Here is a 15,138-nt window from a genome sequence, read left to right as displayed (position 1 = left end):
CCGCTGGGTGAACGATAGAGCCCGCCGCCCCCGGCGCGCCGCACCCCGGGGGCGGCTCAGTCCCGCTCGGTGCGGCGTTCCGGGCGGACGGCGTGCGCCGTGCCGAAGAGGCGGGTCGGAGCGCGCCCGCCGACGCGCTGACCGGCGGCGACCCGCTCCACCGCGACCACGGCCGCGTCGTCGCCGAGCCGCCCGCCCGCGTAGCCGAGCAGGTCGCGGCGCAGGTGCTGCAGGAGCTGCCCCGGGTGCTCACCGGCCCAGCCGCCGACCCGCTCGGCGAACGGGTAGAAGGACCGGGCGGCGTCGCGGGCCTCGATCACCCCGTCGGTGTAGAGCAGCAGCCGGTCGCCGGCTTCGAACGGGAAGACGTCGGCGTGGTAGCGGGGCTCCACCAGGCCGCCCAGGCCCAGCGGCGGCGCCGGGCGGCGCGCCTCCAGCGTCACCACCTCGCCGCGGTGCAGCAGCAGCGGTGGCGGGTGGCCGCAGTTGACGATCCGGATCTCCGTCCCGTCGTCGGGGATGTCCACGATCACGGCGGTGATGAACGATTCGCCGGCGTCCGCGCCCCCGGCCGTACCGCCGTCCCCGTCGGTACCGCCGTCCGGGTCATCCCCGTCCCCCTCGCCGTCGATGTCCCCGTCCCCGTCTCCGTCCGTGCCGCCGTCCCGCAGGTCGTCCGGGGCCTTCGAGCCGTCGGTGGCCGCCAGCCGGTCCGCCACCTCGTCCGTCGCCGCGCAGCCGGCGAGCTCCCAGCTGACGCTGCCGTCCAGGTAGGCGGCCAGCTCGGGCAGCTCGGCCTGCAGGTGCGCGGAGGCCCGGAAGGCCCCGAGCAGCAGCGCCGCCTCGCCGAGCGAGGTCAGCCCCTTGCCCCGGACGTCGCCGACGATCAGCCGGGTGCCGGTGGCGGTCCTGGCGGCCGCGTAGAGGTCGCCGCCGATCTGCGCCTCGGCCTCGGCGGCCAGGTAGACCGAGGCGATCCGCAGCGGGCCGATCCGGCTCGGCAGCGGGCGCAGCAGCACGCGCTGGGCCGCCTCGGAGACCGATCTGACCTGGACCAGTTCGCGGGCGTGCCGGTCGCGCACCGCGCAGAAGACCACCACCAGGGCGGAGACCACGACCAGGGCGGCGATCTGCGTCTCGTGGTTGCTGGTGGTCAGGCCGTCGCGCATCGCCCCGATGACGGTCAGGGCCGACACCGCCACCAGGCCGACGGCGGCGGTGAGCCGGGTGCCGGCGAACGAGGCGGTGATCGCGGGCGCCACCACCAGCAGCGGCCCGAGGTGGATCTGCGGTGGTGCCAGCACGTCCACCGTGGTGATCACCGCGATCAGCGCAAGCGGCAGCAACACCAGGGCGCGGGCGGGGCGCCGGGCCCGGTGACGTGCATCGGAAGGCTGCCGGACGGGCACTCCTCCTCTCTACACCCGAGCTGCCCGCCGTGCACCGCGAGGTAGGGTCACAGGTCGAACGCTGGGTCGGGGACTGGGGGAACCATGGCGATCAGGCAGACCGGGCCGCACGGGGAGCCGGCGGGACGGGCACCCGGCACGGGGGGCTTCGTCGGCGAGCCGGAAGCCTCGGGCCAGGACGCCGCCGAGCGGTACGAAGACCGGTTGGAGGGCGGCCGCGGCGAGGGCGGCGGCCGCGCGGACGAACGGGACGGTTCGGCGCCGCCGGGCGGGGCGCACCCCACCCGGCGCCGGCTGCTGCTCGGCGCGGGCGCGGTGCTCGCCGGTGCGACGGCCTGGGCCGTGCAGCACGGGGAGACCGGGGCGCGGTCCGCGCGCACCGCGAGCCCGCCGCCGGACGGTTCGCCGCGGCCGGTCGCCGCGCGCGCCGGCGGGCCGCGGCCGAGCTGGACGTACCACGGGTTCGGCCCGCGCGCGCTGGAACGGCTGGACCGCTCGCCGCGCGCGCCGATCTTCCTCTCCGGCTCGCAGCTGGCGGTGCTGGACCCGGCCGTCGGCGTCGAGCGGCGCCGTTTCACGGTCCCCTCGGGCGGTCCGCTGCTGGTGGGCGGCAGCCTGCTGCTGGTCGGCGACGCGGCGACCTCGGACGCCCCGGTGACCGGCCGGATCACCGGCTACGACCTGGGCAGCGGCGTCACGGACTGGCAGTTCTCGCTGCCCGGGCCGGACGGCTCCGCCACGCCCGATGCCGCCACGCCCGATGCCGCTGCCCCCGACCCCGCCACGCCCGACCCCGCCGTGCCCAATCCGGCCGCGCCCGACGCCGTGACCCAGCCGGCCGTCCGGCGCGGCATCCTGCAGATGATGGCCTGCGACGACAGCGCGCTCTACTGCCGCGCCGACGTCCTGCCGGCGGGCGGCCCGGCCCGGACCTCGCTCCTGATGGTCTCGCTGGCCACCCGCCGGCTGCTCTGGTCCCATGCCGACGACCAGCCGGGCGAGGCGGTCGAGAAGGTCCAGCCACTACCGGGCGGCCGGCTGCTGGTCGCCGCCGGCAACCGGATCTCGCTGCTGGCGGCGGCGGGCGGTCCGCAGCTGTGGAGCGTGGCCCAGGGTGGACTGGCGGCCGGCTGGGAGGCCGTCGACGAGGGGTCCTTCTACCAGGCGGCCGGCTCCGGGGGCCTGCGCGCGATGGCGCTGGCCGACGGCGCCACCAGGTGGTCGGCCGAGCCGCCCGCCGGTGAGTCCTGGCGCTACCTGACCCTGCTGGCCGGCGGCGGCCGGCTCTTCCTCTTCACCGACGACGGGCAGGTGCGGTCGGTCGACCCGGCCACCGGTGCGCCGCGCTGGACCTACCGGCTGCCGTTCCGCCTCGACGCGCGCTGCCGGCCGCTGCTGGTGGCCCGCACGCTGGCCGTGCCGGGCCCGGCCGCGGCCGGCGTGGCCGCGCTGGCCGCCGCCACCGGACTGCCGCGCTGGACCTTCCACGACGGGGAGCCGGCCGTCGACTTCTGGTCGGTGGCCACGGACGGCGTCCAGCTCTTCGCCGGCCACGACAGGCTGCTGCACGCGGTGCCGCTGAGCTGAGCCCCGCGAAACGGCGGGCCGGTGGGCCGGTCGGTCAGCGGATCAGCGCGACAGCAGGGCGCGCAGGCCGGCCTCGGTCTCCGGCTCCGTCAGCGGCCGCGGCACGGCCTTCATCAGCCGCGCGGCGACCGGGTCGAGGACACCCGCGATCCCGTGCGCGAGGGCGAACCCGGCGTAGCGGACGGCGTCCAGCGCGTTGCCCGCGCCGCTGGGGGAGTCGTCGACGGCCAGCCGCAGGTCCACCTCCAGCGGGGTGCCGCCGAAGCCCTCGCCCTCCACCCGGATCACGGCGATCTTCCGGTCGGCGAGGAAGGGGATGTAGTCGGCGCCGACGTGCACCGCGGGCGCCGACCCGCCCGCGCCCGTGGCCCCGCCCGTGCCCGTCCCCGTCCCCGCGCCTGCGCCGAGCAGGCCGTCGGCCTTGGACGCCTTCTTGGTCTGCATCCGCTCGGCGTCCTGAAGGTTGAGGAAGTCCATGTTGCCCCCGCCGAGCAGCTGGTAGGTGCTGCTCAGCCGGACGCCGTTGGCGGTGAGCAGGTCGACCAGCGCGCGGTGCAGCAGGGTGGCGCCGAACTGGCTCTTCAGGTCGTCGCCGACCAGCGGCAGGCCGGCCGCCTCGAAGCGGGCGGCCCACTGCGTCGAGCGGGCGATCACCGAGGGGATGCAGTTGACGAACGCGCAGCCCGCCGCCAGGGCCGCCCGCGCGTAGAGCTCCGAGGCCTGCTGGCTGCCGGCGGGCACGAAGTTCAGCAGCACCTGGGTTCCGGTCCGCCGCAAGTGGTCGGCGACGTCCTCGACGGTGGCTGCGCCGCGCGCGGTGATCCGGTCCGCCGAGCTGCGGCCGATCCCGTCGCCGAGTGCGCCCTCGACCACCGGCACCCCCAGGTGCGGGACCTCGGCGAAGCGGCGGGCGTTGTTGGGTTCGGCCCAGATCGCGTCCGAGAGGTCCAGCCCGGTCTTGCGGGTGTCCACGTCGAAGGCGGCGGTGAACCGGACGTCCGCGACGGCGTAGCCGGCACAGACCGGGTTGGTCAGGCCGACCGTGTGCTCGCCGTCGGCGTAGTGGCTGACGCCCTGCACCAGGGACGAGGTGCAGTTCCCGACGCCGACCAGACCGACGTTTACGGTGGGCATGAGTCCTCCGGAGGGTGGGGATTGGGGCCGGTCGATCGTACGCTGACGCCGGGTCAGGGCCGCTCGGGGGTGCCGGCCAGGTGCGTGGTCCAGTCGCCGGAGGGGATCGGCGAGGGGTGCGCGCGCAGGTACTCGGCCTGCGCCGGGCCGGCCAGGTAGACCCAGGCATCCTCCACCGGTCCCGCCGGTCCTGCCAGGCCCTCCGATCCCGTCGCCGTCGCCGCCCCGCCGGTCGGCCGGACCGGCAGCCGCAGCCGCACGTAGAGCCCGCTGTCGTCCGGGCGGCACTCCTCCAGCTCGTCCAGCTCGGCGAGCACCCGCGCGTAGTCGGCCGGCCGCACGGTGAGCAGCTCGCCGTGCACCAGCCGCCGCGGGTCCGGGTCGCGGACGGCGTACGGGTAGCCGGGGCCGTCGTGCAGCACGGCACCGCCCAGCACCGCGGGCCGGGAGCGCAGGCAGCGCCCGCCGAGGTGCCGGGCGTGGTTGTGCAGGCCGGGGCGGAGCGTGCCGTAGACGAAGAACGGCAGCAAGGGGGCCTCCAGGGGACGGCGGCGGGGACGGGGGCAGCGGCGGGGAACGGCTGCTTCCGCATTCTTCCCCCGCGCCGCGCCGCTGCCCAGGGGCTGCGGCGCCCGTCCCGAGCGCTGGTACCGGCTGGCGGGCCGCCCCCGCGATGCGCTGTGATGGCGGTCCGCTGTACAGCACCGAGTCAGGGAGACGCACATGACGACCGCAGGGACCCAGCCGCCCGCCGGGACAGCCGGCCAGCCCCTCGGCGCCGCGGGCACCGGGGGCGCCGGGCCCGTCCTGCCCGCCCGGACCTCCACGGCGGTCTGGGCCGCGCTCGCGGTGGTCTACGTGGTCTGGGGCTCCACCTACCTGGGCATCCGGATCGTGGTGGAGAGCATGCCCGCACTGCTCTCCGGCGCCGTCCGGTTCCTGCTGGCCGGCGCACTGTTGCTCGGCGTGCTGGCCTGGCGGCAGGGGAGTGCGGCGCTGCGGGTGACCCGGCGCCAGCTCGGCTCGGCGGCGCTGGTCGGGGTGCTGCTGCTGGTCGGCGGCAACGGCCTGGTGGTGCTGGCGGAGGGGGAGATCCCCTCCGGCCTGGCCGCGCTGCTGATCGCCGTGGTGCCGCTCTGGGTGGTGCTGCTGCGCGCGGCCTTCGGGGACCGGCCCGGCGCGGCCGCCCTGCTGGGGGTGGCGCTCGGTACGGCCGGGCTGGTGGTGCTCGCCGTGCCCGGCATCACCGGCCGGGTCGCGCTGGGCGGGGTGCTGATGCTGGTGGGCGCCTCGATCTCCTGGGCCATCGGCTCGTTCGCCTCCTCGCGGCTGCCGATGCCGGCCAACCCGCTGGTGGCCAGCGGGTACGAGATGCTCGCCGGCGGGCTGGGCTGCCTGCTGGTCGCGCTGCTGCACGGCGAGCTGCACGGCCTGCACCCGGGTGCCGTCACCACCCGGTCCTGGGTGGCGCTGGCCTACCTGGTGCTGGTCGGGTCGCTGGTCGCGTTCACGGCCTACGCCTGGCTGCTGCAGTCCGCCCCGATCAGCCTGGTCGCCACCTACGCCTACGTGAACCCGGTGGTCGCCGTCTTCCTGGGCTGGCTGGTGCTGGACGAGCGGCCGAACCGCTGGGAGGCGATCGGCGGCGCGATCGTGGTGGCGGCGGTCGGCGTGGTGGTGAGCACCGAGCGGCGCCGCTGAGCGGCCCGCCGGCGCGGTGGGCGGGCCGGGCCGGGCGGTCGTACGGTGGAGACGGGGCCCGCGAACCGAAGGGAGTCCGTCATGCCCGGATCGATGACGCTCGGCCACACCGAGGCCATGGCCACCGTCGAACACACCGACGCCGAACGGCTGGCCGTCCTGCTGGACGAGATGGGCCACCTGCTGGCCGTGGACGGGCCCAACCGCCTGAGCGACGCGCAGATCGACGCGCTCTGCCAGCGGCAGGGCGCCGGGCGCGAGGAGTTCGCGCGCTGGTGCCGCGGCCTGGCGGCCGGCCTGCACGACCGGCTCTGAGCGCTTCACCCCGCGCGGCACCCTCGCGCGCACCGACCCCGCGCGGCACCCCGCGCGCACCGACCTCGAGCGAAACCCCGCACCCACCCCGAGCCGGCGCAGGCGGCCCGCCCGGACGTTCCCCCGGACGCCCGGACGGGCCGCCGCCCGTTGCCACCGGGGCGTCAGGAGCCCACCGGGGCGCGGGGGATCGGGGTGGTCGGGGGCGGTCGGGACCCTTGACACCCGTCATCGGCCCGTGAGTACATGCCAAACGTGCCGATACCCTCGCTCCCCACCCCGCTGCGCGCCGCCGCCCGGGCGGTCCCCGCCCTGGTGCTGGCGCTCGCCGCCGCGCTCTGCCTGCCGGCCGGTGCCGCCACCGCCGCCACCCCGTCCGCCTCCGCGGCCGCCGCCCCCGCGGCCGGGCGGGTCGAGACGGACTACGGCAACCCCGTCACCGCGCTGCCGCCGGTCAGCCGTCCGGACACCGCGCACTGCACGGTCACCGCGATGCAGCACGACTTCGCCAACAGCTACGGCCAGCCCTTCACCGCGACGCTGGCCCCGCCGGCGAACTGCCCGGGCCCGTGGACGAAGGTGGTCCTGGACTGGTCGGGCAGCGTCGCCGGCCGCCAGTACGACCGGCTGGCCGGGGTCTGGATCGGCGGCGCCGAGGTGCTGCGCACCAGCACCCCCGAGCCGGACCCCTCGGGCATCAGCTGGCACGTCGACCAGGACCTGAGCAGCTTCATCCCGCTGCTGCGCACCCCGCAGCCGCTGGTGGTGGACCTCGGCAACATCGTCAACGCCACCTACACCGGCGTCTACCACATGACGATGACGGTCACCTACTACCAGGCCGACCGCCACCACCCGGCCGCCGCGACCGCCGACCAGGTGCTCCCGGTCTCGCAGTCCAGCACCGCGCCGGGCTGGTGGACGCTGTCCAAGGGGCAGAGCGCCACCGCCACGCTGAGCTTCCCGCGCAACCTCACCGCCGCCCACCTGCAGCTCTACGCCCGCGGCGGCGGCTGCGAGGAGTTCTGGTACGCCAACGTGCCCGACGACTACACGGCCGCGCACCCCGACGACGGCCTCTGCGGCGGCGGCAGCTACCGCGAGGTGCAGGTGCTGGTCGACGGCCGGCTCGCCGGCACGGTCCAGCCGTTCCCGGCGATCTACACCGGCGGGATCAGCCCGCTGCTGTGGCGGCCGATCCCGAGCATCGACGCGCTGCGCACCCAGCCCTACGACGTCGACCTCACGCCGTTCGCCGGCACCCTCACCGACGGTCACCCGCACACCGTCACGCTGCTGCCGCCGGCCGGCATCAGCGACGGCTGGACGCTCGACGGCAGCCTCTTCCTGGACACCGACCCGCTGCGCGCGCAGACCGGCGGCGCCGTCACCGCCGACACCATCGCCGCCGCGCCGCAGGTCGCCACCACCGAGGCCGGCCAGGCCGACGGCAGCGACCTGATCACCGCGAGCACCACCCGCGACTGGACGGTGGCCGGCTACGTGGACACCTCGCGCGGGCGGATCAGCACCCGGATCGACCACCACGGCGACTACAGCAACAGCAACACCATCGCCGACCAGGGCCAGCGCCAGGTGACCTCGCAGCGCGACAGCGGCTGGACCCTCACCAGCACCGACCGCGGCCACGGCCGGCCGGCGGTGACCCGCAGCAGCTGGTCCTACCCGCTGGACGTCACCAGCACCTACACCCCCGGCGCCACGGCCGACAGTTACCTGGTGCGCGGTCAGGTCTCGGTGGCCCGGCACCTGGCCGACGAGACGCTGCAGGGCGAGCGGCACTGGACCCGGCAGGCGGGCAGCGACGACGTGCTGTCGGCCCAGGGCGTGCTGGAACGGCAGGCCGGCACCACCGTGCAGGCCGACGGCAGCGGCCACGAGCACTACACCGGCACGACCGCGGACGGCGGCTGCTACGACCACGAGCTGGCGGCCGACCACGGCTACGTCACGCTCGACCGCCAGCACTCCTGCTGATAGGGCCCGTCCGGCCGATCCTGCCGGGCGCGCGACGCCGGGCATCCCTCCCCCAGCCTTCGGCCGGGAGGTGCCCCCTCGGACGCACGCCCGAATCGCCCAAGTACGTCCAGTACGAGGGCGACTCGGGCGCACGCCCAGCCGGGCGCCCAACGCCGCACGCTGATCCGACAAGATCGACCGGACAGGCCCTAGCGGACCGGTGGCCGCTGATCAGGGGGAGAGGGATCGCGGGGTGGGTAGGCGTTGGCGATGTCCTTCCTGGTGGTGTTGAGTTTCTTCAGGACATGAGCGACGTGCTGCTCGATGGTGCGGGGGGACAGGAACAGCCTCTGGGCGATTTCCTGGTTGGTTGCTTGCTGGACGAGCAGTTCGGCGACCTGCTGTTCGCGGGGGGACAGGCTGGTGCCGTAACTGTGCCGCCCGCGTGCTCCGGGCCGTGCAAGGCCGAACTCGCGCAGGTAGTGCTGGCAGCGGGCCGCGTCGGCGGTGGCGTTGAGGTCGGTGTAGACGTCGATGGCTTCGCAGAGGCGCTGTCCAGCGCCATCGGCGTGGGCGCGCGCGAGCGCCTGGCCGAGGTGCTCCGCCGCGCGGGCACCTTCATAGGGGCGCCCGATGGCGGCCCAGGCCTCGCGGGCCCGTAGGAGGTCCTCGGCGGCGAGGGCTGGTTCGGCCTTCCGGTGGAAGAGCCCGCGGGCGAGGTGGAGTTCGGCGACCGCCGCCGGTGCGTCCCGATCGTGGAGGCCCTCGGCGGCATCGTCGATGAGTGCTCCGGCGGCGTGCGCATCGTCGCAGGCCAGCGCCGCTTCCACGGCCCCCGGCAGCAGGCCGGTCGCCCTGGCCCAGGCTCGGGCCTGACGGAGAATGGCCGTGGCGGGTTCGGCGATGGCCCAGGCATCGTGCGGTGCTCCCTGCGCGAGCCGGACCGAGACCAGCCCGGCCGCGGCCCGCAGTGCCGAGGTCACCTGGCCCTCGCACTCGCCGTAGGCCGCGGCAGCCTTGAAATGCCTGAGCGCAGGGGCGAACCGTCCCTGGGAAGCGGCGAACAACCCGGCGGCCAGGTTCTGTTCGTTGGCGGTCATGGCCATGCCCACGTATTCCATACCGAGTTCGGCGAAGCGCTCCTCGAGGTGCGCCCAGTGGCCGGCCAACCCGTCCAGACGGAGGAGGGCGATCTGGCTGTAGGACTCCAGGTACCCGATGGTCGCCCGCTTGGCCAGGTCCCGGCTCTCCGTCAGAAGGGCGGCAGCACGGTGGTCGTGTCCGAGCTCGATGGCGATCTCGCCCACGTTGTAGAGGGCGCGGGTGGTTTGCTGGAGGATCTCGATACGCCCGGATCTGCGCGGGAGCTGGTCCAGGTGAGCCCAGACGGCCGGATCGCCGCTTCGGGCGAGGATGGTGAGCCGGGTGGCGTGAAGCGTCGCCCGCGAGACGTCGTCCGCATGCGGACCAAGGGTGGAGTCGGCCCGGTCGATCCATGCCCCGCCTCGATCCGCCGCGTCGTCCCGCTCGTTGACGGCCATGGCGATCATGGCTCGAGCCGCCCTTTGCGGCGTGGATCGCAGCTCCTCGATGGACTGCTCGATCTCCTCGTACCCGGCACGGTCACCGGCGTGGTTCACCATCAGCAGCCCGAGGGCCAGGCGGATCTCTCCGCAGGTCGGCACCGAGAGCTGGGGGTCGGCGAGGATCCTGCGCAGGACGGCGGCGTTGGTGGCCCAGTCGGCGCCGTTGACAGCGATGAGTCCCAGTGCGAGGGCGGCACGCGAGCGGGCGTCACTGCTCAGGTGGGGCTCTTCGAGGACCTGCTGGAGGAGGGAGGCCGCCGTGCCGACATCACCGAGGGCGACGGCCTGGTCGGCTGCCTCCTCGACCTGCTCCAGCCATGCCTGCCGGTCACCCACCGCGAGTGTGTGGTGCGCTATCTGCACCAGTGGCACGGGTGACTGCTTCTGGAGCGCTTCGCGTGCCTGTAGGTGCAGACGAGTGCGGCGGGGCCCGTGGACGTGCCAGTACGCGACCTGTTGGGCGAGGACGTGTCTGAACTGGTACTGCCCCGAGCCGGACTCGCGGAGCACCGCTGCCTGCAGGGCCTCCGTCAGGCCCTGCGCGCCGTGCTCGGGCGTCAGCCCGGCCACCGCTGATATCAGTGGCTCGGCGGCGGGCACGGCCAGGATCGCCGCGGCGTCGACGACCGCCGCTGCGGTCGGAGAGAGGGCGGCGAGGCGCTCCACGACGGCCTCGCGCAGCCCTGCGGGTACTTCGGCGTGTGCGAGGTCGGCTGTCGCCTCGACGGGGTTGCCGACCAGGCCGTGCTCGCAGAGCGTGATCAGGTCTTCCTCTGCCACGAGTGGCAGCCCCTGGCTCCGGTCGTACAGGACAGCCGCCAGCGCCGAGGTGGCGCCGTCGCCCAGGGCCGCGTCGGCCAGTGCGTGGACGTCCACCTTGGAAAGCGGGGCGAGGCGGATCGTGGCGCCGCTGGTGCCGGGTGGGCGGCGGTAGGCGGCTCCGAGCACGGGAGTGTCGGGCGGCAGGTTCTCGGCCCGGTAGGTGACGATCAGGCCGAGCTGGTCGGGAAGGTCACGGGCAAGGAGCAGCAGGAGATCGCGGGTGCCTTCGTCGACCCAGTGCATGTCCTCGATCACCAGGACGGCGGGGCCGATGGCGGCCAGGAAGGATCGCACCGCTTGGACCAGAAGATGGCGCGCGGTCCGGGGGTCCTCCTGGTACACAGGCGGAACCGGCAGCCGGTCCGCGAGGTCCGGCAGCAGGGAGGCCAGCGCGCCGGTGATGGGGGGAAGGCTGTCGGTGGGCAGCCAGTGGGCGCCCTTCCGCAGGGCGTCCGCGACCGGTCCGTACGGGAACGGCTCACGCAACGGGTGGCAGGAGCCCATGAGAACCCGCAGGCCGTCCGCCGTCAGGATCCTGGCCGCCTCGCAGATCAGGCGGGACTTGCCGATACCGGCTTCACCCTCCACCAGGACCACTGCCGGCGGGTGGTGCACGGCCGCCAGCAACAGGTCGAGTTCCCGCTGCCGACCGACGAAGTGGAATGTCCCGGTGGCCGCATGGTTGAGAGCTGCTGCCACGCGATCACCTTCCCTGTCCTTGCCACGGTAGATCCGGGCGGAGGCGGTCGCAAAAGGGCTGGTCCGTCCAGCAGCCGTCCCGGTCAGCGGGCAAGCGTCGGCTTCGGCAGGAAGAGCTCCGCCGTGACCTGAGTGCCGACGGCCGTAGGCCGCAGGGAGCAACAGCCGGCATACGCCTCGACCAGGTGCAGGCCACGTCCGGAGCATGCGTCGAGAGCGGTGCCCGTACTCCGGGCACGCCACTGTCCGCGGTCCCTGACCTGGATGGTCACGGTGACTGCGTCGCTGGTGAGAAGAAGCGCCACGTCCGGGCTGCCGCTGTGGCGGATCACGTTGGTCACGAGTTCGGTCACGATGAGCGTGAGCGTCTCCCGGGTGCTGTCGGGCAGGTGCCAGCTTCGGGCCATGGCGCGGGCGAAGTGGCGCAGGGACGGTACCGCCTCGACGGCTGCGGGCAGGACGCAAGCGGCAGCGCGTACGGGGTCGGCGACCGTCGTGGGGGCGGGGGTAGCGGCAGTGGCGATCATCTGGTGCTCCTGAGGCAGGTGGGGTGGGCCTCCGCTTGCCACCTTTGCTGTCGCACCACTGCCGCCACCATCAGGGGTTCAATAACTGAGGGTACGTATTTCAGCTGGCGTGCCGCTGTGGCGCGGCGCCGTGCCGAGGGGTCGAAGTGTGCGGGAAAGCACCGTTGCCGTACTAGGCGGTGGCCGGGACCACCGGCGGGGGCGGGTCGGGGAAGAAGGAGCTCCGGTCGGCGGCCGCGTACTGCTGGCCGGCCCGGTTGAGCAGGGCGACGAACTGACCCACGCTCTCGATCGAGTCGGCGATCTGCCGGAGCACCTCGCTCATCACCGGGTTCATCACCTTCGCGTACGCCTCGGCCGACTGCTGGACCGGGCCGTCGGCCTCCAGGGTGTCCGGCCGGGCCGGGGTGTAGGTCCCGTAGCTGTTGAGGATCGAGGTGTGTTCCACCAGCTTCATGGCGTGCTGGCCCCAGACGGTGTCGGCGTCGATCGCGCTCCGCACCCGCTCCTTGAGCTGCATGTAGCCGGCCACCGACTCGCGGGCCTGGCCGAGCATGCCGTTCTCGCAGTCCCGGATCGAGCCCAGGTCGACGGTGAACGCCGGGTGGCTCCGGTGGGCGCCGCCACCGCCCTGGCCCTGCGGGCCCAGGTCGCCGGTGATCACCGGCGCGTCGCCCCAGACCACCTGGAGGTACGGGTCGCCCTGCCAGGCGGGGAGCCGGTCGGGCGTCGAGGGGTCACCGCTGCCGCCGCCGGCGGGGCCGTCGCGGTTGTCGTCCCGGGGCGGTCCGTGTTGCGCGTTGTGGGGGGTGCTGGCCACGGTTCCTCCGCGATGACGGCAGCGGGCACTGCGTGTTGAAGCGGGCGCCGCTTCCGACCGTCGCCATCCTCGCGAGCGCGCGAGGGCGGGGACAGGTCCCCGTTCGGGGACACCGCGGGCGGCGGGAAAAGGGGAATGGTTCCGGCCGTCGACCGCTGCCTAGGCTCGGCCGCGGGGTCCGCCGCGCGGCGGGTCCGGCGGGGCGCGGTGACAGCGAGGAGCAGGCGGCGTGGCCGAGACGACGGAGAGCATCACCCCGGCCGAGTTCAAGGTCGACCTGGCGCAGTTGGCCGACGCCATCGTGATCGTCGGCGCCCGCAAGGACGCGATCAAGGAGAAGGTGGCGATCATCAACGACATCTTCCACCAGGCCGAGAGCTTCTGGCACAGCCCGGCCGGCACCTCGTTCGCCGACTTCCAGGCCGAGTTCACCCAGGACATGCTCAACCTGAACGACCTGCTGGAGGAGATGGTCCGGCGGATGACCGCCGCGCACCAGCAGTACGTGGACGTGGAGCAGACCAACACCGCCAACTTCGCGAACAAGTAGCCGGGTTCAGCCGTGGGCACCGAGGAGCGACCGTGATCCAGCCACCCCCCGCCGTCTACGCCGGCTCCGGGGCCGACGCCACCATCAGCGTCGATCCGGAGCTGCTGCTGGCCCTCAGCAAGCAGGTGCTGGTCCAACTCCAGGGCATCGGTTCCGACATCACCACCATCTTCACCACGCTCAAGGAGCTCCAACTCGGCTGGGCGGGCCAGACCGCGGACGAGGCACAGGAGTTCTTCGAACGGCTGGAGGTCTGCCTGACCGCGCTCTACGGCGCGGCCAACGACAAGAACGGCGAACAGAACAGCATGCTCGGGCGGGTGGCCGCGGCGCTCGACATCGCCGGCAACAACTACCTCGGCGCCGAGGACGCCATCGTCGACCTCTTCTACTTCACCGGCTCGGTCTCGGACACCTCGATCTGGAACGCCCACAACGGCAAGGGCGGTGGCGGGGGCGGCGACACCCCGATCACCGACCCGAACTTCACTGCTATCACCGAGAGTTACTGAGCCGCCGAGCGCCGCGCCGACCCGTCCGGCCCGGGCCCGGCCGCTCGCCCCGATCCGGGCCGTCTGCAAGGTGGATTCCAGTGGTGGACTACAACCCCACGTTCGACGTCAGTCCGATCTACGACCTGGGCAACGCCTGGATCGACTTCAGCGACCGGCTCTTCGAGCAGTTCGGCGCCATGGACGCCCAGGTGCACTCGATGCGCTGGACCGGCGACGCGAACACCGTGGTCCAGAACACCTGGAACGACCTGCGCACCCTGCAGCTCACGCCGGCCGTGGACGCGGCGCGCGAGATCGGCAACCACATCAACGCCTACGGCGACTACATCGTCTCGTTGATGGACCAGGAGAAGCGGCAGGCCGAGAGCTCCTCGTTGGCCGAACTGCTGAGCACGATCCTCTCGTTGCCGCTGATGTTCCTGCCCGGACTCGGCGAGATGCTGGGGGCGGCGCTGGGCGCGATCCTGCCCGAGGTGCTGGTGAGCATCATCGGGGAACTGGGTGGCGTGATCTCCGCCGCGCTGCCCGAGGCGCTCACCTTCGCGGGCACCATCGCCACCGAGGCGGGGCTGCAGGCGGGCGTGCAACTGGGCATCGACATCGGCTCGCAGGCGATCGCGAACGCCGTCTACGGCACCACCACCGACTTCGGCAGCGCGGACTTCTGGAAGGGTGAGGCGATCAACCTCGCGCTGGCCGGCGGGCTGCCGATCGTGGCCCACATCCCGTCGATGATGGGCCCGTTGGCGAAGGGACTGGGTGACAAGCCCTGGGTCCACGGCGACACCCAGCCGGTGGTGGCCGGGCACGGGGATGCCCCGGGCGTGGGCGTGCACGGTCCGGCGCCGGTCGAGCCGGTGCACTCGATCGGTGCGCCGGAGACCGGCGTGGGCATGGGGCCCGGCCCCACGGTGGGCCGGCCCGACGTCGGCACCGGAACGGGCAGCGGAACCGGGATCCACGCGCCGGTCACCGAGGTGCCCGGTGGCGTGATCGACCGTCCGGTGTCCGGCGGCCCCGGCGAGGTCCTGCCGGCCACCCCGGGCGGGCCGGTGGAGGTGCCGGGCGGCGGCGGTCGCGGGCGTCCGGTGACGGCGGGCGGTCCCGAGCCGGTGGGGACGCGGCCGGCGCCACCGGTGGAGGCGCCGGGTGAGGGCGGTGCCGGTGGCGGTGCCGGCCGTCCGGTGACGGCGGGTGGCTCGGAGGCGGTGGGGACGCGGCCGGTCGGGACGCCCGACGCGGCGCACGGAGTGGAGACCGGTACCGGCCAGGGGCTCACCACGGCGGCGCCCAGGACGTCCGCGTCGGATCCGGTCACCGGATCACCGGCGCACTCGCCGGGCGCCGAGCCCGTGCTCAACTCCGGTCCCAGGGAGCAGCACGCGGGCGTGGGGGAGCGCGGCACCGGCAGCCTGCGGGGCGAGGCCGCGGCGGTCGGCGGCGCCGGCGGCGGGCCCGGCTCGCCGGCCGGCCACCAGGTCGGGGAGCCGGTC

At 74.2% G+C, this 15,138-nt stretch carries 12 protein-coding genes and 1 pseudogene; 7 read left to right on the top strand and 6 right to left on the bottom strand.

Annotation, left to right across the window (positions count from 1 at the left end; genetic code table 11):
- Window positions 1–56: 56 nt before the first annotated feature.
- Complete coding sequence (locus ABD323_RS08185) at window positions 57–1,349, bottom strand: PP2C family protein-serine/threonine phosphatase (protein WP_344440569.1); 1,293 nt, start codon at window positions 1,347–1,349, stop codon at window positions 57–59.
- A gap of 144 nt (window positions 1,350–1,493) precedes the next feature.
- On the opposite strand from ABD323_RS08185, the gene ABD323_RS08180 reads away from it, so the two are divergent.
- Window positions 1,494–2,996 (top strand): outer membrane protein assembly factor BamB family protein, encoded by a 1,503-nt coding sequence (locus ABD323_RS08180; protein ID WP_344440568.1) that lies wholly within the window; start codon window positions 1,494–1,496, stop codon window positions 2,994–2,996.
- A 42-nt stretch (window positions 2,997–3,038) separates the two neighbouring features.
- Here ABD323_RS08180 and ABD323_RS08175 read toward each other — a convergent pair whose 3' ends face one another.
- Together ABD323_RS08175 and ABD323_RS08170 are read right to left on the bottom strand one after the other, a co-directional pair.
- Window positions 3,039–4,130, bottom strand: coding sequence for an inositol-3-phosphate synthase (locus tag ABD323_RS08175; protein WP_344440567.1), 1,092 nt, complete (start codon window positions 4,128–4,130; stop codon window positions 3,039–3,041).
- Window positions 4,131–4,183: 53 nt separating this feature from the next.
- Window positions 4,184–4,660, bottom strand: a complete 477-nt coding sequence (locus ABD323_RS08170; protein ID WP_344440566.1) for a gamma-glutamylcyclotransferase family protein — start codon at window positions 4,658–4,660, stop codon at window positions 4,184–4,186.
- A gap of 193 nt (window positions 4,661–4,853) precedes the next feature.
- Between ABD323_RS08170 and ABD323_RS08165 the strand changes: the two genes are divergently transcribed.
- The 3 genes from ABD323_RS08165 to ABD323_RS08155 all read left to right on the top strand — a co-directional run bounded on the left by ABD323_RS08165 (window position 4,854) and on the right by ABD323_RS08155 (window position 8,144).
- Window positions 4,854–5,831 (top strand): EamA family transporter, encoded by a 978-nt coding sequence (locus ABD323_RS08165; RefSeq protein WP_344440565.1) that lies wholly within the window; start codon window positions 4,854–4,856, stop codon window positions 5,829–5,831.
- 81 nt (window positions 5,832–5,912) lie between these two features.
- The gene (locus tag ABD323_RS08160; RefSeq protein WP_344440564.1) at window positions 5,913–6,146 is read left to right on the top strand and encodes a hypothetical protein; all 234 of its coding nucleotides are present in this window, start codon (window positions 5,913–5,915) and stop codon (window positions 6,144–6,146) included.
- A 255-nt stretch (window positions 6,147–6,401) separates the two neighbouring features.
- Window positions 6,402–8,144 (top strand): peptide-N4-asparagine amidase, encoded by a 1,743-nt coding sequence (locus ABD323_RS08155; RefSeq protein WP_344440563.1) that lies wholly within the window; start codon window positions 6,402–6,404, stop codon window positions 8,142–8,144.
- A 191-nt stretch (window positions 8,145–8,335) separates the two neighbouring features.
- Here ABD323_RS08155 and ABD323_RS08150 read toward each other — a convergent pair whose 3' ends face one another.
- The 3 genes from ABD323_RS08150 to ABD323_RS08140 all read right to left on the bottom strand — a co-directional run bounded on the left by ABD323_RS08150 (window position 8,336) and on the right by ABD323_RS08140 (window position 12,580).
- The gene (locus ABD323_RS08150) at window positions 8,336–11,233 is read right to left on the bottom strand and encodes an ATP-binding protein (protein WP_344440562.1); all 2,898 of its coding nucleotides are present in this window, start codon (window positions 11,231–11,233) and stop codon (window positions 8,336–8,338) included.
- 83 nt (window positions 11,234–11,316) lie between these two features.
- Entirely contained in the window at window positions 11,317–11,760 is a 444-nt protein-coding gene (locus ABD323_RS08145) for an ATP-binding protein (protein ID WP_344440561.1), read from the bottom strand.
- 172 nt (window positions 11,761–11,932) lie between these two features.
- Window positions 11,933–12,580 (bottom strand): hypothetical protein, encoded by a 648-nt coding sequence (locus ABD323_RS08140; RefSeq protein WP_344440560.1) that lies wholly within the window; start codon window positions 12,578–12,580, stop codon window positions 11,933–11,935.
- 229 nt (window positions 12,581–12,809) lie between these two features.
- Between ABD323_RS08140 and ABD323_RS08135 the strand changes: the two genes are divergently transcribed.
- The 3 genes and pseudogenes from ABD323_RS08135 to ABD323_RS08125 all read left to right on the top strand — a co-directional run.
- On the top strand, window positions 12,810–13,130 hold the full coding sequence (locus tag ABD323_RS08135) for a WXG100 family type VII secretion target (RefSeq protein ID WP_344440559.1): 321 nt from the start codon (window positions 12,810–12,812) through the stop codon (window positions 13,128–13,130).
- A 32-nt stretch (window positions 13,131–13,162) separates the two neighbouring features.
- Window positions 13,163–13,642: a WXG100 family type VII secretion target gene (locus ABD323_RS08130; protein ID WP_344440558.1), complete on the top strand. Its 480-nt coding sequence runs from the start codon at window positions 13,163–13,165 to the stop codon at window positions 13,640–13,642.
- 83 nt (window positions 13,643–13,725) lie between these two features.
- A pseudogene (locus tag ABD323_RS08125) lies at window positions 13,726–15,138 on the top strand (hypothetical protein); the annotation flags it as partial.

It is taken from the genome of Kitasatospora nipponensis (assembly GCF_039528135.1).
GTDB lineage: Bacteria > Actinomycetota > Actinomycetes > Streptomycetales > Streptomycetaceae > Kitasatospora > Kitasatospora nipponensis.
Note: the sequence above shows the minus strand (reverse complement) of the source record. Positions and strands in the feature narration are given on the sequence as shown.

What these genes read in the sequence shown, in the direction of transcription:
- ABD323_RS08180 (WP_344440568.1), top strand. Translation starts at nt 1,494, where the DNA reads ATGGCGATCAGGCAGACCGGGCCGCACGGGGAGCCGGCGGGACGGGCA.
- ABD323_RS08175 (WP_344440567.1), bottom strand. Translation starts at nt 4,130, where the DNA reads ATGCCCACCGTAAACGTCGGTCTGGTCGGCGTCGGGAACTGCACCTCG.
- ABD323_RS08165 (WP_344440565.1), top strand. Translation starts at nt 4,854, where the DNA reads ATGACGACCGCAGGGACCCAGCCGCCCGCCGGGACAGCCGGCCAGCCC.
- ABD323_RS08160 (WP_344440564.1), top strand. Translation starts at nt 5,913, where the DNA reads ATGCCCGGATCGATGACGCTCGGCCACACCGAGGCCATGGCCACCGTC.
- ABD323_RS08145 (WP_344440561.1), bottom strand. Translation starts at nt 11,760, where the DNA reads ATGATCGCCACTGCCGCTACCCCCGCCCCCACGACGGTCGCCGACCCC.